The organism is Sphingobacterium sp. 2149, assembly GCF_031455655.1.
In the GTDB taxonomy this organism is placed as follows: domain Bacteria; phylum Bacteroidota; class Bacteroidia; order Sphingobacteriales; family Sphingobacteriaceae; genus Sphingobacterium.
Genome location: NZ_JAVDTD010000003.1, coordinates 380,469 through 400,837, shown reverse-complemented (window position 1 = coordinate 400,837; position 20,369 = coordinate 380,469). Strand labels below are relative to the sequence as shown.

The window sequence follows — 20,369 nt, the reverse complement described above, 5'->3', positions numbered from 1 at the left end:
TTCATTCCATTTTTAATTTTCCTTATAGCTGTGCCGCTGAATGTATTCGGTGGGGCTCAACCCATACATCTTTTTGAATAGCGTAGTGAAATGCGTCTGATTGGTAAATCCGAGCGAATAAGCTACCTGAGAGATATTCATTTTTTTCTCCAGCAGCAGCTTTTCAGCTTGCTGTAACCGGATATTACGAATAAATTCACCGGTCGAAATACCCGTCAGCGATTTCACCTTACGGTGCAGCTGTACACGGCTCAACCCTACTTCATCGGCTAGAAACTGCACATTGAACTCCGAATTCTCCAGGTATTGGTTTACCGTTTTAACAATACGTTCCATCAGCTGCTCATCGCTAGACTTAAAGCTGATGGTTTTTACCTTACCTTCCTGCTGCTGCGCGCCCGAAAACTTTCCTTTAACCTTCATGCGGTTTTTGATGAGATTGTGTACAACAAGGTGAAGCTCATCCACCATAAAAGGCTTTGTCAGGTAGGCATCTGCGCCGCGACCAATGCCTTCCAAACGGTCTTCCTGATTGGTTTTGGCCGTTAGTAGCACCACGGGAATATGGTTGGTCGTGCTATTCCCCTTGAGCTTTTTGACCAACGTATAGCCATCCATTAACGGCATGGCCACGTCGGAAATAATCAGGTCGGGCTCCTCAGCAAGGGCGAGCTGAAACCCCTCGCCACCATTTTCGGCAAGCAGCACTTTATAGGATGAAGAAAGTTCCTGATGCAGATAGTGGAGAATATCGCGGTCGTCGTCAATGACAAGAACTTTATAGCCTGTTTTTTGATAATCGTTCTTTGGATGTAGGTTAGTTGTTGAAACTGGGAGGCTCTCGTGTTTTATCGTCAACGCATCAGTTGGTCTCACAGGAGCAAGATCTTCCTGCCGCAGATGCTTTTTGCCCATCGGAAGACGGATCACAAAAAGGCTGCCGCTGCAGTCAATTCTATTTTCGGCATGTATCTGTCCACCGTGCAGTTCAACCAGCACTTTGGTGAGATGTAGACCAATGCCCGAACCCTGCCGCTGATAAGTGCTATGCGCAGCAGACTGGTAGTACCGCTTAAAAACATGGCGAAGATCGCTTTTGGCGATGCCGCTACCCGTATCACTGACAACAAGCTCTAAGATTTCATTTCCCTTTTCCCGTTGTTGAACGGCTAAGGAAACCGCAATTTTACCATCACTCGGAGTAAATTTAAACGCGTTGGAGATCACATTATGCAGTATTTTTTCAAAGCTGTTGACGTCTATCCAAATTGGAATATCGTCGGCATCGCTGTGTACGGATAGCTGGATCTGATGACTAAGGGCTTGATCCTCAAAAATGCCGATCATCTGCTTGACATAATCTACCGCATTGATTTCGCAAAATTTGAGATTCATGTGCCCGCTTTCCAGCTTTCGGATATCAAGCAACTGATTGACTAGACTAAGGATGCGCTGTGCATTGCGATTCATGTTCTGCAGCGTGGATCGGGTTTGCGGATCTGCTGTATTTTTCATGAGCTTATCAATCGGACTCATGACTAGCGTCAGCGGCGATCGGATCTCGTGCGATACATCCGTAAAAAGCTGTAACCGGAAAGCATGCAGACGCTCGAGCCGACGCTCATGCATATACTTACTGATTAGGAATAGAATACCGGTCGCAAGTAGGATATAAACGAAGTAAGCCATTCCACTTAAATACCAGGGCGGCTGGATATGCAGCGTTACCATTAAGCTTGGTGAATAGATGCCAAATTTACAGGCGCGTATTTCCAATTCATGCTCCCCGGAAGAAAGGTTGTTGTACGTGATCAGGTTCACTCCCGGAAGCGTCGCATTCCAGCTCTTGTTGATGCCTTTAATGCGGTATTCATAATGTACATTTTCTGGACTGTTAAAATCCATTGTGGACAATTCAAAAGTGAAACTGTCGTCGTTGCTATGGAAGTAAAATTCGCTTGCAGCGATCAAGTCATCCTTATAGATTACGCTTCCGCTGGGTGCCATGCCAGGCTTAATGGGCTGGTGCTTGACATACAGATTGGTAATGAGTACCGGATGTGGATAGGTCTGCAGCTGTATCTTTTCAGGAAAAAATGAAGTAATCCCCTGCCGTCCGCCGTAATATATTTTTCCTTGGGTATCCTGAAAGTGAACGCTGCGGTTGTAGGACCGATCGACCAGGCCGTCTCCGGTATAGTAGTTGACAATTTTGCCTGAACCGGGATTCAGACAGTTGATACCCTTGAATGTGCTGCACCAAATATTTCCTTTCTTGTCACCGCCTAAGCCAGTGATCACATTGCTGGATAGTCCGTTATTAGTGGTGTAAATGCTGACCGACCCTGATTTCTTATCGATCTGATATAGGCCGTTGTAGGTGCCGGCCCAGATGTGACCTAAATGATCGTCCAATAGGGAGATGGTGATCTGTTCGGATAATCGATGGCCTGTATACTGTTGAGAGAAGCTCTTTGTAGTGGGATCAAAACAGCTCACGCCCTTATGATGCCCAAGCCAGATAAGACCATCATCGGCGCATAAAACGGTAGCAATCCAATCATTGGCTAAGGCGCCCTTTGTCGAATTGCTGGTATTCATACTATAACTTTGAGCAATTTTCGTATCGAGATCATATTCCACAAAGCCCGATCCAAATGTAGCAATATAAAGCGTATTGTTTTTGCCCAAGGCGAAAGATTTGACCTGTCTGGATGGGCAGATATCCCTGAGGGTGGATTGTCCTGTTATTGGATCAATTTGTCCAAGGCCTTTCTCATATGAACTGAACCAGATCGTACCGTCCGAAGCCGCTTCCAGTTTATTGATATCCGCTATGGTATTTATTTGTTGATGTGAAATGCCTTGACGGTCAGTTTTAAAAACGCCTTCTCGCTCCACGGCATACCAAATATTACCTTGGCGGTCACGCGTGATGGCACTGATGATGTTTTGATCTGTTTTTTCCCGGCCTGAAATACGCCAAAATTCAAACTGTTTGCTTTGCACGGGGATAAAAACCAGGCCCCGTTGAAACCAGCCAAGCCAAAGATTATTTTCGCGGTCCTGCAGCAGCGCACGTATCCGTGCATGTCGGTAGTCATTGTCCAAATTAGGCAGTTCAGCTTGTGCAGCAACCAGTGGCTTTTTTTCCAGATCCAGATACCATAGCCCATCACCCTCGGTACTGATCAGCAGATGGTTTTTCTGGCCTTTTGATAATTGGATCTCCGTTACGGTAGACTGCAGTTTCGACTTGTATTCAACGGCTTCGAATGTGTTGTTTTGCGGATCATAGCGGCTGATCTTTGAAGGCGAGGCAAATAGCAGTTTGCCGTCATGCTGCTGCGCGATGTCATAATTGCCGCCCTTGGGCATGGGAAGCAGATCTGAAACGATCTGTCTAGCCCGCTTCTGGTCGGCAGAAACCTGCGAGACGCCTACACGGTCAATGGCGATCCAAATCCTGTTCATCCGGTCTTCAAATAGACTGCGGGCAAACATGCCGCCAACCAGCGTATTGAGTCGCGGTAGCGATAGCGCCTGTCTACGGCTAACCTGAATATCGAAGATACCCCAGCCTGATGTGGCTACCCAAATGTGACCATCTTTTTTATGGATGATATCTGTAATGTGAGGTGCAATCTGATCGGGAAAATGGATGCGCACAAATTGGTCGCTATTTTCATCGTAATACTGCAGTCCATTATTGCAGCCCACCCAGAGCTTTTTGTCGCGGTCAAGATAAAGGATGATGACATTATTGCTCGATATGGACGTGCTATCCTGCACATCGTGGAGATATTGTACAAAACGGGTGCCGTCAAACTTGTTGAGCCCATACTCGGTACCTGTCCAGATATAGCCGTGTTTGTCCTGACTGATACTGTTGGTCAGATTGGATGAAAGTTCGCCAAAGCCATAGTCCCTATTGTCATAGATGCGCGTAGCCTGTCCATGGGCATACCCGATAAAAGCAAATAGTAGTAAGACTGTCGAAAAAAGATCCCTCCGCATTGGTATGATTGGTTTATGCTTTTGAAGATACATATTATTGCGCAACCCTAAAAAGAAAAAAAAGCTTATGGCCCAATAAACCCTGTTTTACATGCCGATGTAACAAATTGAAATAAATATGAAACGTCAATGCAAGGCGTTGCAACAATGGACAAAGGGAATGTAACAGTTAAAAATGCGGCGGCTCATTAAGAGTACTACTTTTAGGTTGCTGAAAATGATCATCATGCAACATCCCTTGCTGTGCTAGTACTTAGCATTGGGAGTGGGGTGCTATATGTGCTGAATTCAGGAAAGGAAAAAACCAATTATAATGGAAATCATCATGTTTACTCATCCTTGCTATTGGCGAGCGTTTTTGGTCGCTGTGCTGATTTACTGCTGTGGCGGCACTGCCCACGCTGTGTTGCCTAGTACCAAAGATACTGTGGCTCGGGATTTTATAGTCCGCGAGGCAGGACCCGGTTTCCTGGCCTTAGTCAATAATGGGGTGCCTTTGTCCATGCTTGTCGATCCGCAGGATCACAAGGGCGTATTGCGGGCTTTCGAAAATCTAAAAAAAGATTTTACGCAGGTTACGGGTCATCGTCCCGACCAGCAAAAAAACGGGCGCTCCAACATCATTATAGGTACCTATGGCAACTCGAGCCTGATTGACAGTCTCATGCATAAAGGTCTTTTGGACAGCAGTGCGCTTGCCGGAAAGCGAGAAAAGTTTGTAATGACGGTGGTCAATGAGCCCTTATGGGGCATTGATTCAGCGCTGGTTATCGCCGGCAGCGACAAACGTGGTACGATCTACGGCATTTATGAGCTGTCGGCCCAAATTGGTGTTTCACCCTGGTATTACTGGGCAGATGTGCCAATCCGCAGAGCAACCGCATTGTACGCCAAGCCAGGTCTCTACACGCAGGGGGAACCAAAGGTGAACTACCGCGGTATTTTCCTGAATGATGAAGCACCGGCATTAAGTGGTTGGTCCAAGGCGACGTTCGGTGGATTTAATGCAGATTTTTATGAAAAGGTATTCGAACTGCTATTACGGCTGAAAGCCAATTACCTCTGGCCTGCAATGTGGGGGAGTGCTTTTTATGATGATGATCCAAAAAATGGATCACTGGCGGATGAAATGGGTATTATCATGGGGACTTCGCACCACGAGCCGATGGCTAGGGCGCAAGCGGAATGGAAACGCTACGGCAATGGTGGAGCCTGGGACTATGCTAAAAATAAAGCCGGGTTGCAGAAGTTTTGGCGTAGTGGTATAGAACGTGCACGAAACTGGGAATCTATCCTGACCATTGCCATGCGCGGTGACGGCGATGAACCCATGAGTGAAAAGCAAAATGTCAGTCTGCTGGAGCAGATCGTCCGCGATCAGCGACGCTTGATTGCGGAAGCCACAGGGCGGCCGGCAGCAGAGACACCACAGCTGTGGGCTTTATACAAAGAAGTACAGGACTATTATGATAAAGGCATGCGGGTGCCGGACGATGTAACGCTACTGCTTTGTGATGACAATTGGGGCAACGTACGCAAGCTGCCCGATCCGAATGCCACGCCACGAAAGGGCGGTTATGGCATGTATTACCATTTTGATTATGTGGGTGCCCCCCGCAATACGAAATGGATCAATGTGTCCCAGATACAGCGGATATGGGAGCAGATGAACCTCACCTATAGACATGGCGTAGACAGAATCTGGATCGTTAATGTCGGCGACCTCAAGCCCATGGAATTTCCCATTTCATTTTTTCTGGATATGGCCTGGGATCCCGACAGGTTTAACGCCAATAACCTGATGGACTACACCCGCGAATGGTGTAGGCAGCAGTTTGGCGAAGCGTATGCCACGGAAGCGGCCAGCATGATCAACCGCTATACCAAATATAACCATCGGGTTACCCCCGAACTGCTGAACGAACGCACGTTTAGCCTCACACATTATAACGAATTTGACAGTGTTGTCAACGATTACAACAGGTTGGCCATGGAAGCCTCTCGACTCCATTACTTGCTGCCAGATTCCCTAAAGGATGCCTTCGATCAGCTTGTGGCTTTTCCAATCAACGCCTGCGCGAACCTCTATGAGATGTACCATGCTAAAGCGATGAACGACTACTATTACGCGAGAAACGATCGCAGGGCAAATGACTGGGCCGATAAGGTAAAGGCTTGCTTTCTGCGCGATTCACTTTTTACCCATCATTACAACCATTCCATTGCCAAAGGGAAATGGATCCACATGATGGATCAGGTGCGCATCGGCTACAGCAGCTGGAATGAACCGCCTAAGGCTATTATGCCTGTTGTTCACTATTTGGCGGATACTGCCGTTCACCGTTCGCCGAAGGTATTTAGCGAGACCGATGGCTATATTGCAATGGAGGCCGCAAGCTATGCTGTAGCAAGCAGTGCACCGGGGGTAGAATGGGTTGAGATTCCAGACCTGGGAAAGACCGTGTCGGCCATGACAACACAACCTGTTACAGCTAGCCTCGGAAATAACACCGCCCTAGAATACAAGATTCGCGTAAAAGAAAAGCGAGAAGCAAAGATCATAGCACTGTTGTCGCCCACGCTCAATTTCAATGGAAACCGTGGGCTGCGCTATGCGATTTCCATCGACGGGGGTCCCGAAAAACTGGTCAATTTTAATGGACATTACAAGGGCGAACTGGGACAGTGGCAGGCACGCCGTATCATCGAAAGTGTGTCGGTACACAGCTTGCTGCCGGGAGAACATACCCTTCGAATCCGCTTCTTGGATCAGGGAATCGTGTTGCAGCGCATACTCATCGATTTTGGGGGGCTGAAACCCTCTTATCTCGGTCCGCGGCAGAGCGCAACAGCGCAGTTGATCGACACGGATAGTAAATAAATATTAATAAAAAAAATAATTGTAGTCATGGAAAACAACGCACATTACTTAATACCTAACTTCAGGCGTAATCTGGATGGATCAAGAGGTGGACGTAACGTACAAATAATTGAAATTACATACCCTAGTACGGTTGGTATGCTAGCGGTGGAGGGAAGCTGATGGGACATGTGATCCGATATGGGGTCTGCCTATTGTTAGCCGTGTTGTGCTATCTGGTAGGCCAGGCGGAAGATGGCAGCCGACTGTGGTTGCGCTACACCAAGGTCGCCGATAGGGAAGCTGCACTGCGCAAAATTCACTGCTCACTCCGTGATCCTGTAGCCAATACCGCAGTCCAGGAGTTACAGCACTACTGGCGCAGAGGTGATGTAGCGCTCGTGCTGGATAAAAAATGGCCAAAGTACCAGCCTGACGGATATCGTATCTGGTCAGTAGCGGGTAAGACGATTATTCGTGCAGGCAGCAGTACCGGCCTGCTCTACGGAGCTTATCACTTGCTGCGGTTACAGCAGATCGGGAGTGAGCTTACACCGCTAGATATCGTTGAAACGCCGAGTTACCACTTACGCATGCTCAACCATTGGGATAATCTGGACGGTACAGTTGAACGGGGCTATGCCGGATACTCGCTTTGGAAGTGGGACGAATTACCTGCGGTGAAGTCGCCTCGCTACGTCGAATATGCGCGTGCAAATGCTTCTATTGGTATCAATGCGGTTGTGCTCAATAACGTCAATGCGTCGCCCCTGATCCTGCGCGAAGATTATATAGAGAAGGTAAAGGCGTTGGCGGATAGCTTCCGTCCTTATGGTATCCGCGTGTTTCTGTCCATTAATTTTTCGGCACCGGCGATTCTGGGCAATCTGCAGGATTCGGATCCGCTGAATCCCGCTGTGGCACGTTGGTGGAAAGACAAGGCAGATGCGATTTATAGCATCATACCTGATTTTGGTGGCTTTTTAGTGAAGGCCAATTCAGAGGGACAGCCTGGACCACAGGATTATGGCCGGACGCATGCCGATGGCGCTAATATGCTGGCCACTGCGCTGAGACCACACAAGGGGTTGGTTTTGTGGCGTGCTTTTGTGTATAATCCCTCGGCCGAGGATCGTGCCAAACAGGCTTATCAAGAGTTTGTGCCACTAGACGGCAAGTTTGACGACAATGTGATCCTACAAATCAAAAATGGGCCCATCGATTTCCAACCGCGTGAACCGTTTAATCCACTGTTTGGAGCGATGCCCAAGACAAGCCAGATGGTCGAATTTCAGATCACTCAGGAGTACCTTGGGTTTTCTAATCACCTGGTATACCTCGCTCCGCTGTTTAAGGAGACGCTCGATGCCGAAACCTATACACGAAAGGAAGCGAGTACGGTGGCGGGTCTGACGCAAAAAGGGCCGAATCCACGGCTATCGGCGATTGCGGGCGTTGCCAACATCGGCGAGGACCGCAATTGGTGTGGTCACCACTTTGCCCAAGCCAACTGGTACGCCTTTGGAAGGTTAGCTTGGAACAGCGGCTTATCCAGCGATAGCGTGGCGCGGGAGTGGCTCGCTTCAACCTTTTCGCCAGATCCGACCCTCATAGCTCCACTGTCGAAGGTGATGCTGGAATCGCGTGAGGCAGCAGTCAACTACATGATGCCGCTGGGCCTGCACCATATATTCGCTTTCGAACACCACTATGGTCCCGAACCCTGGGGCGATATTCCCGGTGGAAGACCCGATTGGATGCCTTGGTATTACCATAATGCAGATTCGCTGGGGATCGGATTTGACCGGACAGCATCGGGCAGCAATGCCGTTGCACAGTACCATAGCCCACTCCAGGAGCAGTTTGCAGCGGTGAGCAGCTGCCCTGAAAAATATTTGCTCTGGTTTCACCATGTACCCTGGAGCTACAGCATGAAAAATGGTCGCTCCTTATGGGATAACCTGTGCTATGCCTATCAGGAGGGTGTGAATCAGGTACGGTATGTTCAGCGTGTATGGGATGGTCTTGAACACAAGGTGGATGCGGAACGCTTTAAGGACGTGCAGGCAAAATTAAAAATCCAGGCAACGGATGCCGTATGGTGGCGCGATGCCTGCCTGTTGTATTTTCAGACTTACTCCAGAATGCCCATTCCGCCCACCCTGGAGCAACCGGTGCATAGGCTGGACGAATTGAAAAAAATTAAACTAAATCTTAAACACCATAATTAGCTCCGCTAGATTAAATTATTAACGCTATTCATAGAAATAAAACCGCCAGAAAACCAGTATTGGCCCTTGGCGAACGGAAGAACGTAACAAATTGAAATGCTTTTGTTACATATTTTAATTGTTGTAAATACACTTAAAAGTATGTTTGTATTCAGATAAACCAAATTATAAATAAACCAATCATGTTAAAGCGGAAAGGGAAAATCATGCTGGGCATGTCCGTCGTTATATTGGCGACATTAACGGCATTCAGTACAAAAGAGTATAAAAGAAAACCGCAGAAAGATCGTCTTTCTGGACCTGTATTTTCGGATTTTGTCTACAAAGGTGAAGATGCAGTTTATAAGGAAAACCCGTTAAAGCTGGGACAGTTTTATTCGCCTATTCTTCAGGGGTGTTATCCCGATCCGAGTATTACGCGTAAAGGCGATGATTACTACCTGGTGAATTCCTCCTTTTCGATGTTCCCCGGTGTTCCGATCTTCCACTCGGTTGATCTGGTCAACTGGAAACAGCTGGGGCATGTTCTCGATCGCGAATCGCAGCTAAAAGTGGGGACATCAGGAATTAGCGAGGGAATATATGCCCCGGATATCGTGTACAATCGGCACAACGACACATTCTACATGATTACGACCCAAATTGCTTCGGGCATCGGAAATATGGTCGTCAAAACCAAAGACCCCAAAGCTGGAAACTGGTCCGATCCAATCAAGCTTGATTTTGATGGCATTGATCCGGCACTATTCTTTGATGATGATGGCAAAGCCTATGTGGTGCACAACGATGCGCCAGATAATGGTAAGCTGCGCTATGAGGGGCATCGTGTCATCAAACTCTGGGAATACGACACAGAGAAGGATCAGGTCATTAAAGGGAGTGAACGCATATTGGTGGATGGCGGCGTGCATCCCGCGGAAAATCCCATCTGGATCGAAGGCCCACATATTTACAAAAAAGCAGGAAAGTATTACCTGATGTGTGCAGAAGGAGGGACGGGTAGCGATCACAGCGAAGTCATCTTTTCGAGCGAACAGATTGCAGGGCCTTATACCCCGGCACCCAAAAATCCGATACTCTCACAGCGACATCTCGATAAAACTAGGCTCAATCCGGTGGAATGGGCGGGCCACGCCGACTTAGTGGAAGGTCCGGGTGGATCGTGGTATGGTATATTTCTTGGCGTCAGACCCAATGAAGTTAACCGGGTCAACACGGGACGGGAAACATTTATCCTCCCCGTAGATTGGTCTGGCGAATGGCCTATCTTTCAAGGCGGCATGGAGCCACTCAAACCTAGTGTTCCAATGCCTGCCGGTGTGGAAAACAAAGGGAATGCTCCCGGTTATTTTCCCAATGGGAATTTTACGTTCGCCGACCCGCTGACTGCCGCGAAGCTCGACCACAGTTGGGTTGCTCTGCGCGGAGCCCGCGAAAAATTTGTACAGCAGTCCGATAAAGGGACAATACTAAAGCCATATGCCGTCGATATCAGTGAGCAAAAGCCATTATCCGCCCTATTTTACAGACAACAGCATAAAAACTTTGAGAGCACAGTATCGCTAAACTATGTGCCATCTGCGCCCTCGGATCTCGCAGGCATCACCTGTCTGCAGAGTGAAAAATACCATTATGTGCTGGGCCTGACAAAACTGGGCAAAGAAAACTATATGGTGCTGGCTAGAAATGAGAACGGTAGCACCAAGATCCTCGCGAAGGAGAAGATCAATCTAAAAGGGGCAGTGCAATTAAAGGTCAAGGCGATTGGCGATGCCTATCAATTTGCCTATGCCCTGGCACCCGGCCAGTTTAAGCATATCGGCAATACGGTATTGGGCGATATCCTGTCGACAGACGTCGCTGGCGGTTTTACAGGTGCGCTGATTGGTCTTTACAGTACTTCAGCCAATAAAATCAGGTAGCTGCATTGACCTAAAAAAGAAGTATTGAAATAACGATTATAAACAGAAGTGAAAACAAAATTTTCTTAAATCCCTAAATTATGAGAATGACGAGATTTACTATTTCTGTGCAACGAAAAAAAGCATTACAATGTATTCTGCCCTTGCTCTTTTTGCTGGCAGCCCTGCAGTTGGCTTTTGCACAAGATAAATTGGTAAAGGGCCTGGTTTCGGATCCGAAGAGACAGCCCATTGAAGGGGTGACCGTATCTGTTAAGGGCGGCACCAAAAGTTCCATTACCGACAGAAGTGGTGCATTCGCCATCGAGGCGGGCAGTGGTGCCACACTGGTTTTTACCAATGTAGGTTACAAAACGACCGAAGTCAAAGTACCTGGCAGCGGAATGGTGAAGGTGACCCTGCAGGCTGATGATATTGCCATGGAGGAGGTAGTGGTCATCGGTTATGGTACCCAGCGTAAAGAGGCCGTCACTGGATCGGTGGCTTCGGTAAGTGGCGCCACCATGAACGAAGTGCCTGCCGCCAATATTAGCCGTGCCCTACAGGGACGTATTGCCGGAGTCAATATGCAGCAGAACTCGTCAAAACCGGGCTCGCCAATGCAGATTCGCATCCGTGGTACACGCTCGTTGACCGCAGATAACAATCCACTTATCGTACTCGATGGAATTCCATTTGCAGGCTCCATCTCCGACATTAATCCGGCAGACATTAAAAGTGTCGATGTTTTGAAAGATGCTTCGGCAACAGCCATCTACGGCTCGCGTGGTGCAAATGGTGTCATCCTGGTAACGACCAATAAAGGTCGTATGGGACAGGCGGCACAATTGGCCTATAACGGTTTCACGGGACTGCGCACCGTGTTTTCCAAATATCCGATGATGTCTGGTCCGGAATTTGCCGAAATGCGCCGCTATGTAGGACAATTTCAGAATACACTCGATGAGTCGGACGATACCAATACCGATTGGCAAGATCTCTTTTACAAAAATGGAATGGTCAATAGCCACGATATCAGTGTCAACGGCGGAGCAGAGAAGGGCAACTACAATTTCGGAGCGGGTTACTTTCGCGACGAAGGCGTGGTACCCTTGCAGAACTATACCCGATACAATTTACGTGCAGCGCTGGACCAGCAGGTAGGTAAAATATTCAAATTTGGGTTTAACCTCAACCAGAGCTATAGTATCACCAACGGCAATAATCTGGGGCTTTTTGGTGTGCTCAGCGCGACACCGATTGCTAATCCTTTTAATGCGGACGGCAGCTTGAAGCCGCGAATCCAACAGCAGATTTCTGGACAACAATGGGTACATACCCGCCAGTCCTATGAAGCACTGGGGGATAGTTACATCAACCAGCAGCGTGTGTTTGGTTCGTACAATAATATGTACGGCGAAATCCACATTCCTGGCGTAGAAGGACTTACTTACCGCACCAATCTTGGACTTAATTTCCGCCAGAACAATGACGGAAGTTACACAGGGCAGGGAGTCTTTAGCGGTACGCCGGACAATGTGTCCACTGCTTCGGTCGCAAACGGCAGAACCGTACAGTGGGTCATGGAAAACCTCCTGACCTACGACCGCACCTTTGCGCAAAAACATAATCTAAACCTTGTGGCATTGTATTCTGCCGAACAGAATACAGGCAACAGTACGCTCATATCGGCACGCGATATTCCAATCGATGCCTTCCAGTTCTATAACCTAGGCCGTGCTCAGGGGGAGATTATCGTAGATCCCAATCAGCAGGGCTATGCCAAAAGTAGCCTGATGTCTTTAATGGGCCGCGCCATGTATACTTACGACAACCGCTATATGCTAACGATGACCATGCGCCGCGACGGTTCTTCGCGCCTGGCGCCAGGGCACAAATGGCATACTTATCCGGCTATTTCAGCAGGTTGGAACGTTCACAACGAAAAGTTTATGTCGTCAGTATCCTGGGTAAATCAGCTTAAGCTGCGACTAGGCTATGGCGAGACCTCCAACCAGGCTGTCGATCCGTACAAAACGCTTGGGCTCCTGAGCACAAGACCGTATAATTTTGATACGCAATTCCTGACGGGTTATTACATGTCTGAATTGCCTAACCCGATCTTGGGATGGGAGTTTTCCAAAACCTATAACTATGGTTTGGATTTCGGACTTTTCAAGAACAGGGTAAGCGGTACCTTCGAGTACTATGTTCAGAATACAGACAATATTCTGTTGCGTGTAGGGCTGCCACCGACCAACGGCGGTGGAAGTTATATGGCCAACATCGGAAAAACGCAGAACAAAGGCTTTGAGCTTTCCCTCAATGGGGCGGTGATCGACAACGAAAGTGGCTGGAAATGGGATGTGGGGGTCAACTTGTATGCCAATCGCAATAAACTCGTTGAATTGACCTCTGGAAGTCAGCGTGATGAAGGCAACCAGTGGTTTGTAGGCCATCCAATAGACGTCATCTTTGACTATAAAAAGATTGGACTATGGCAACAGGACGATCCATACAGGGATATTCTTGAACCAGGAGGTAATGTAGGGATGATCAAAGTGGAATATACCGGTGAGTACGACGAGAAGGGGGCGCCAACACGTGCCATCGGTGCAGCAGACCGCCAGATCATTAATATTCAACCCAATTTTCTGGGAGGCTTCAACACGCGTCTGGCTTATAAAAATGTCGACTTGAATGTGGTGGGCACTTTCCAGAACGGCGGTACACTAATCAGTTCCCTCTATGGTAGCACCGGTTATCTAAACCAGCTGAATACCCGCTCTGGCAACAATGTGAGTGTCGAGTACTGGCGTGAAGACCGTACGGATGCCAAATATCCTAAGCCAGGAGGCATACAAAGTGGTGACAATCCCAAATATGGCAGTACCCTGGGCTATTTTGATGCCTCTTATTTAAAGGTGCGCACAATCAGCATGGGCTACAATTTTAAACAGAAATGGGTAGAACGCATGGGGATCGGCCGTCTGCGGGTATATGCGACGGTGGAAAACCCATTTGTCCTCTTCTCGCCCTACAATAAGGAGTCGGGGGGCGATCCAGAACCCAATTCTTATGGAGACGAAAATGTGGCCGTGGGTGGCCTGAGAAGAATCCTTGTGGTGGGTACCAATACGCCAGCAATGAGAAGTTATATTTTGGGGTTAAATCTTTCATTTTAAAACATTCAGGCATGAAAACTTTCAATTCAAAACTTATTATAGGACTATGCGTCGGTTCACTCATGCTCGGCATGAACAGCTGCTCCAAATTTTTGGATGAACAGCCCAGGGGAATCTTTACACCGGGTGATTTTAAGACAGCAAATGGTATCAATAACAGTATCGTGGGACTTTATGCCCACCTGCGCAACATATATGGACAGGCGTATTATTACAATGCCTGTCTAACAGGGACAGATGAAGTGACATATGCCCAAAGCGCCGACGAAAATTTTCAGGTGATGGACTTTTCAGGTCTCAGTACCATGACGGCTGTAAATAGCCGGGCGGATGTGGCGTGGCAGGCCGCCCTGCCCAACATCAACATGGCTTCGGGCATCATCGAAAATGCACCAGCAGTAGGTACTTCGCCGGCTATCATTGCCGAAGCACATTTTTTTCGCGCATTTGACTATTTCCTGCTCGTGCAGACCTTTGGTGGTGTGCCGCTCGACCTGGGTGGGGGCGAACTAAAATATAGTACGTCTGTAGAGCGCAAATCAACACGCAATACTGTCGCTGAGGTGTATACCCGCGCCATCTTTCCCGATCTGCTACAGGCGATTGACGATTTGCCAGAATCACCGCGCTTAAAAGGCGCTGCGACCAAAACTGTTGCCCGCTTGTATCTCGCAAAGGCCTATCTGACCTATGCTTGGTGGCTGGAAAATCCTAAAAATATACCTACTTATCCCGAAACCGCGCGCACGGATCCTGATGGTAAAACCAGTGCATGGTATTTCCAGCAGGCTTACGACATAGCGGTTGACGCAATAGAAAATCCAGGGCCATTTGCTTTGCAGCCCACGTTTTATGATGTGAATGTCGGAACCAATGACCGGAACAACGAAATCTTGCTCTTTGCCGATCATACCGAGAGCAGTGAACTGTACAATGGCGGAAGTCTCAGCTATGGAAGCGGAGGTGCACCGGATAACTTTGCGGGCTGGATGATGACCTGGAACTACCCTTCGCTGACGAGTTCGAAAACAACGGCCTGGGCTACAGCCGACCTCGTCAATTCGGTACAACGGGAGGCAGCACAAGCACTGGGACGTCCTTGGACACGGATGGCACCGACCATCAATGTGGTCACCGAAACCTTTGCCGATAAAACCAACGACTCGCGTTACGACGGCACCTTTACAACAGTATACCGGGGCAACTGGGATAAGGCCAATATTAGCAATCCTTCGTTGTTCAATGCCAACAATATGCCCGTCAAACCAAAGGAAGCGATCTTGACTTTCTTGAATGAAGAACCGCAGACGCCTATCAACTACGACAATAAAACCTATAAGAGTAGTATCGGCGCTGGGGTATTGCCGGGTCGTGCGGATTATGTGATCTCTCCAGAGGGCATCAGCCGCCGCGTTTATCCGGGGCTTTGGAAGTTGGGACCTTACCGTACTGACAACGGGAATGGTCTGGGTCAGCCTAACGCGGGCAGCACCCGGCCGTTCAATATTGCCAAGTTCTCGGAGTTATATTTTATCGCTGCCGAAGCAGCGGTAAAAGGAGCTACTTCCAAAGCCGGCAAAAGTGCTCGGGATCTGGTCAATGTCATTCGCGGTCGTGCGGGGGTATGGCGTTGGGACAACAATGGAAACATGGCCAAGGAAGCCAACCATCGTGACGACATGATCGCAGCAACACCGGCGCAGATCACACTCAGCTACATCCTGGCAGAACGTTCTCGTGAGTATTATGGCGAGGGCTATCGCTGGTATGATCTGGTGCGTACGCAAACCTGGTCTGATATGGCCAAAACTTACCGCATTGCAGGTTCTAATGTTGGCGACCACACAGCGGCGACCTTTACCCGATCCATACAGCCTTTTCATTATCTGCGACCTATTCCGCAGGGACAGCTGGATGCTATGGATATGTCGGCAGCTGAAAAAGCAGCTTATCAAAATCCCGGTTATAATTAATGGGCGTGCTGCGCCTGCCATCCGCGTAGGATGGCAGGCGCAATGCCTCTGTCGCTATACTATTCCATCGCATGAAAATAAAAAGAGGACGATTTTGTGTTGTTCTGCTATCGTTAGCATTACTCTTCTGTGCCGGAGTTTCTTTCGCAGCGATACGGCTTCCCGCACTGATTGCGGATCGCATGGTATTGCAGCGTGATACGGAACTGAAAATTTGGGGATGGGCAGACCCTGGTGAAAAAATAACAGTACGTTTCCGGGATAAAAACTATCTGACGGAGACGGATGCTACAGGCAACTGGGCTGTTAGGCTACCCGCACAAAAGGCGGGTGGTCCTTATATGCTACAGGTTAATGAAATTACCGTCCGGGATATCTTGATTGGCGACGTATGGCTCTGCTCGGGACAATCCAATATGGAGACGCCGATCGCTCGGCTGGTCGAACGGTTTCCGGAGATTAACGCATCCAACAACCATATGATCCGTTATTTTAAGGTGCCAACACAGCACGCGCTAGAAAACCGAAGCGAAATTGCCAGTGGTGGGCGGTGGTGCTCCGCGGTAGCTTCGGAAGTCATGAATTGGACCGCACTGGCTTATTTCTATGCGCAGCAGAGCTATGCACATAATGGCGTACCCGTCGGGATGCTTGTCTCCAGCCTCGGCGGATCTACCATCGAAAGCTGGATCAGCCAAGAGCAGTTAAAGGAATTTCCGAAGCTGCTGCTCGACCGTCCAGCGCTGGACAGTATGCGCTTCGCCGAACGTGACCAAGGTATCAACGATTGGATAAAACCCGAATGGGACGATAGCAATTGGCCCACCTTTACGGTGCCGGGCTTGTGGCGCGAGCAGCAAGTGGATAGCAAGGGCGTACTATATTTCAGAAAGTCGTTTGAGTTGCCCGCCGACCTATCAGGTCGATACGGAATGCTCTATCTAGGCACCATGATCGACAGCGATTCGGTATTTGTAAACGGACATTTTGTGGGGGCCACAGGCTATATGTATCCACCGCGTAAGTATGCTGTGCCAGCGGGCATTTTACGTGAAGGTTCAAATCTGGTTACAATACGCCTTCGGTCAAATAGTGGGAATGGCGGATTTGTAGCGGGCAAGTCCTATAAACTGGTTGTAAATGATAAGGAAATCAATTTGGCAGGGCAATGGAAATACCGGGTCGGAGTGGATTTGGAGTTATCCAAAAGTTATCGCGCGCGACTTAAAAATAAAAATGAAGTCGGGTCAACGCTCTATCAGGGTATGATCTACCCATTGAAGGATGTGGAAGTGACTGGTGTGATCTGGTATCAGGGCGAAGCCAATTCAGATGCGCCCCAGGACTACGAACAGTACCTTAAGCTGCTGATCAAAGACTGGCGGCTCATACTAAATCGGCCTCAGCTGCCCTTTTTGCTCGTACAGTTGCCCAACTACATGCGTCAGCAAGAACGTCCATCTGAATCGGGATGGGCGAGCATACGGGAGGCACAGTTTAAAGTAGCGAAAGAGGTTCCCTATACGGCGCTAACAGTCAACTACGATATTGGTGAATGGAATGATATCCATCCTTTAAATAAAAACGACCTTGCTGCACGGCTACTGCTAGCTGCCCGCAAGTTGGTGTATGGTGAAAAATTGGTCAGCGCAGGACCATCTTATCAGCGTATGGAAGTCAAAGGGGACAAAATCCTAATCTTTTTTACCAACGTCGGAAGTGGTTTAGCGATCCGAGATGGCAAGGTGCTAAAACATTTTGCTCTTGCGGGACAGAACCGCCAATTTAGATGGGCAAATGCGGTTATTAGCGGCAATACAGTCGTTGTTAGCCATCCGGATATATCCCATCCCGTAGCCGTACGTTATGCATGGGCTGATAATCCAGCCGATGCAAACCTCGTAAACAAAGAAGATTTGTTGGCTTCCCCATTTAGAACAGATAATTGGTGAGCCATACCTGAGCTAACGGGTAAGCCGTACCTAAGCCCGGATGACGTTATACAGAAGGAGTTGATTCGTTGTGCAGCGCATGGTACATTAAAAAGGAAGACTGACCCGTGTATGGGCCAGTCTTTCTCTTTAATAACTTTTTAATAACGTTGGATTTAGATATCACGCATAATTCTAATATTTTCATGCGCTTCCCGCTGCTGGCTGAGTTGAATCTGAATCAGATTTTTAGCACCCACAGATAACTTATCCGCTTCCTCGAGCGCTTTGGTATAGACCTCGCTGAAAGCAGCTTCCCCACGCTCGCATTGCTGCAATAAATCCTGTAAATCACCGCGCGACAGTTTTGATTTAATCACCATCCATAGCCGAAAAAGTTCGCCGCTCAATTTGGTGCGGTCCGTCGCATATTGACCGGCAAGCTCAACCAAAGGAGTGAGTTCAGCGATAAACTTTTCGGACTGCGCAATACGTTCTTTGAACACAGCCTCATGGGCACCTTCACCCTGCTCATTGGCTAAGTCAATGGCAAGCTCGTAACCTTCGATGCGGTCATTGTTGATTTTAATAAGGTCATTTAAAATATTAGGGTCGTTCTGATTACTTTTCATTTTTTCCTTTATGCTTTTTGTTTTCCGTTATACTGTTTTTCTTCCCATGCTATCATCCTTCCTGTTGCTATCATCCTTCCTGTGCAGTCTTCCTTACCATGCAGTCTTCCTTCTTGTGCTATCGCCCTTCCTGTGCTATTTGTAAAGAGGAACACGAAAGATTAATCATTAGTTTTTCTTTATTTCTTTAATGATAATAAAAAAAGTGTTAGTACTTGATTTTGAGTGGTTTTAATTCGAATGATAGTCGTCGCTCCGTATGCTAACCCTGTATAAAGGCGTAGGATATGCAAAATTTTCTCATAAAAACAAACGTTCTGCTTCGTTAAAGGGTTTATTTCTTAAAAACACTAAATACAATGGATGTAAAAAAGGAAAAGAAAAGCAAGCTACAGACCTATTGGACGATATTAAAAAATACCGTATCCGGATTTACGAATGAAGACTCGATGAAATATAGTGCGTCTCTATCGTACTACACCGTTTTTTCCATCGGCCCAATCTTGGTTTTGATGATTTCATTGGCAGGAATATTCTATGGAGCCGAAGCAATTCAGGGAAAAGTCTTTGACGAACTAAATGGATTGGTAGGCAACAATGCCGCTAAACAGATCGAAGAGGTCATCCAAAACCTCCAATTATCGGGCAAGTCAAACATGGCACTGGTCATTAGTATTGTGACCTTAATTATCGGTGCAACGACTGTTTTTGGCGATATGCAAAATTCCATTAATAAAATATGGCACGTGCGGCCAAAACCCAAGAAAGGATGGTTAAAAATGATTCAGGATCGATTGCTGTCATCGTCGCTTGTGATCGGACTGGGCTTTTTATTAGTCGTCACATTGATTATCAATGGAATAATTTTGGCCTTGACAGGGCAGTTGCAACGCTATTTTCCAGATATCACTGTTGTGTTGATGAATGTAATCAATTTTGCCATTTCCTTTATCGTCATTGTAGTGCTCTTTAGCGTTATTTTTAAAACCTTGCCGGATGTAAAGATCCAATGGAAGACCGTGCGCGCAGGGGCTTTGTTTACGGCCATTTTATTTGTCATCGGTCGCTACCTGATCGGAATCTATTTGGAACGATCAGCGACTCAGGATACCTATGGCGCGGCTGGTTCATTTGTGCTTATTCTGCTTTGGGTGTATTATACGGCGGCAATTCTTTATTTTGGGGCGATCTTTACGCGGGAATATGCGACAGAGATGGCTATCCCCATAGAACCTTCTGAATTTGCGGTACATGTCGAGACACAGGAGATTGAACGCAATGTCGATGAGATCCCACCAGCACCGCTGGATGCAGAGGAAACGACAATCGATACAACGGAGTAAAAGAGCGGGAATATTTTTAACATTTGATAACATTTTTTTTAAAACGATTGTAGCTGTAGGCTGTTATATCTATAAAAAACGAAAGGAAAATATTATGAGTGAATTAACATGGAAAGGTCGTTGGAACGAAATTAAAGGTAAGGTAAAACAGCAATATGCAGATCTTACAGATGATGATTTACTATACGCAGAGGGTAAAGAAGATGAATTGGTAGGTAAACTTCAAAAGAAAACAGGAAAAACACAAGATGAGGTTAATAGCTGGTTGAACGGTTTGTAGAATAGTGTTTTTATGG

Annotated in this window: 11 protein-coding genes; 9 read left to right on the top strand and 2 right to left on the bottom strand. The window is 47.6% G+C overall.

The window, feature by feature from the left end; translation table 11 throughout:
* Nucleotides 1-12: 12 nt before the first annotated feature.
* Nucleotides 13-4,017: a two-component regulator propeller domain-containing protein gene (locus J2X77_RS06360; RefSeq protein ID WP_310079734.1), complete on the bottom strand. Its 4,005-nt coding sequence runs from the start codon at nucleotides 4,015-4,017 to the stop codon at nucleotides 13-15.
* A gap of 313 nt (nucleotides 4,018-4,330) precedes the next feature.
* Here J2X77_RS06360 and J2X77_RS06355 point away from each other — a divergent pair, with 313 nt between their 5' ends.
* The 7 genes from J2X77_RS06355 to J2X77_RS06325 all read left to right on the top strand — a co-directional run bounded on the left by J2X77_RS06355 (nucleotide 4,331) and on the right by J2X77_RS06325 (nucleotide 18,119).
* On the top strand, nucleotides 4,331-6,898 hold the full coding sequence (locus J2X77_RS06355) for a glycosyl hydrolase 115 family protein (RefSeq protein ID WP_310079732.1): 2,568 nt from the start codon (nucleotides 4,331-4,333) through the stop codon (nucleotides 6,896-6,898).
* Between the two features lie 27 nt (nucleotides 6,899-6,925).
* Nucleotides 6,926-7,060 (top strand): hypothetical protein, encoded by a 135-nt coding sequence (locus tag J2X77_RS06350; RefSeq protein WP_310079730.1) that lies wholly within the window; start codon nucleotides 6,926-6,928, stop codon nucleotides 7,058-7,060.
* Nucleotides 7,060-9,108, top strand: coding sequence for an alpha-glucuronidase (locus tag J2X77_RS06345; protein WP_310079729.1), 2,049 nt, complete (start codon nucleotides 7,060-7,062; stop codon nucleotides 9,106-9,108). Before J2X77_RS06350 ends, J2X77_RS06345 begins: the two co-directional genes overlap by 1 nt.
* 182 nt (nucleotides 9,109-9,290) lie before the next feature.
* The gene (locus J2X77_RS06340) at nucleotides 9,291-11,030 is read left to right on the top strand and encodes a glycoside hydrolase family 43 protein (protein ID WP_310079727.1); all 1,740 of its coding nucleotides are present in this window, start codon (nucleotides 9,291-9,293) and stop codon (nucleotides 11,028-11,030) included.
* An 80-nt stretch (nucleotides 11,031-11,110) separates the two neighbouring features.
* Complete coding sequence (locus J2X77_RS06335) at nucleotides 11,111-14,194, top strand: TonB-dependent receptor (protein WP_310079725.1); 3,084 nt, start codon at nucleotides 11,111-11,113, stop codon at nucleotides 14,192-14,194.
* 11 nt (nucleotides 14,195-14,205) lie between these two features.
* Nucleotides 14,206-16,167: a RagB/SusD family nutrient uptake outer membrane protein gene (locus J2X77_RS06330; protein WP_310079723.1), complete on the top strand. Its 1,962-nt coding sequence runs from the start codon at nucleotides 14,206-14,208 to the stop codon at nucleotides 16,165-16,167.
* A gap of 71 nt (nucleotides 16,168-16,238) precedes the next feature.
* Nucleotides 16,239-18,119: a sialate O-acetylesterase gene (locus J2X77_RS06325; RefSeq protein WP_310079721.1), complete on the top strand. Its 1,881-nt coding sequence runs from the start codon at nucleotides 16,239-16,241 to the stop codon at nucleotides 18,117-18,119.
* 155 nt (nucleotides 18,120-18,274) lie between these two features.
* Here J2X77_RS06325 and J2X77_RS06320 read toward each other — a convergent pair whose 3' ends face one another.
* A complete protein-coding gene (locus tag J2X77_RS06320; RefSeq protein WP_209575067.1) occupies nucleotides 18,275-18,730 on the bottom strand; it encodes a PA2169 family four-helix-bundle protein in 456 nt (151 codons plus the stop codon).
* Between the two features lie 359 nt (nucleotides 18,731-19,089).
* Between J2X77_RS06320 and J2X77_RS06315 the strand changes: the two genes are divergently transcribed.
* Complete coding sequence (locus J2X77_RS06315) at nucleotides 19,090-20,073, top strand: YihY/virulence factor BrkB family protein (RefSeq protein ID WP_209575065.1); 984 nt, start codon at nucleotides 19,090-19,092, stop codon at nucleotides 20,071-20,073.
* Between the two features lie 94 nt (nucleotides 20,074-20,167).
* Nucleotides 20,168-20,353, top strand: a complete 186-nt coding sequence (locus tag J2X77_RS06310; RefSeq protein ID WP_046675215.1) for a CsbD family protein — start codon at nucleotides 20,168-20,170, stop codon at nucleotides 20,351-20,353.
* Nucleotides 20,354-20,369 lie beyond the last annotated feature (16 nt).

Coding starts and splice junctions, on each gene's coding strand:
- J2X77_RS06330 (WP_310079723.1), top strand. CDS start 14,206: ATGAAAACTTTCAATTCAAAACTTATTATAGGACTATGCGTCGGTTCA.
- J2X77_RS06315 (WP_209575065.1), top strand. CDS start 19,090: ATGGATGTAAAAAAGGAAAAGAAAAGCAAGCTACAGACCTATTGGACG.
- J2X77_RS06325 (WP_310079721.1), top strand. CDS start 16,239: ATGAAAATAAAAAGAGGACGATTTTGTGTTGTTCTGCTATCGTTAGCA.
- J2X77_RS06360 (WP_310079734.1), bottom strand. CDS start 4,017: ATGCGGAGGGATCTTTTTTCGACAGTCTTACTACTATTTGCTTTTATC.
- J2X77_RS06320 (WP_209575067.1), bottom strand. CDS start 18,730: ATGAAAAGTAATCAGAACGACCCTAATATTTTAAATGACCTTATTAAA.
- J2X77_RS06340 (WP_310079727.1), top strand. CDS start 9,291: ATGTTAAAGCGGAAAGGGAAAATCATGCTGGGCATGTCCGTCGTTATA.
- J2X77_RS06355 (WP_310079732.1), top strand. CDS start 4,331: ATGGAAATCATCATGTTTACTCATCCTTGCTATTGGCGAGCGTTTTTG.
- J2X77_RS06310 (WP_046675215.1), top strand. CDS start 20,168: ATGAGTGAATTAACATGGAAAGGTCGTTGGAACGAAATTAAAGGTAAG.
- J2X77_RS06345 (WP_310079729.1), top strand. CDS start 7,060: ATGGGACATGTGATCCGATATGGGGTCTGCCTATTGTTAGCCGTGTTG.
- J2X77_RS06350 (WP_310079730.1), top strand. CDS start 6,926: ATGGAAAACAACGCACATTACTTAATACCTAACTTCAGGCGTAATCTG.
- J2X77_RS06335 (WP_310079725.1), top strand. CDS start 11,111: ATGAGAATGACGAGATTTACTATTTCTGTGCAACGAAAAAAAGCATTA.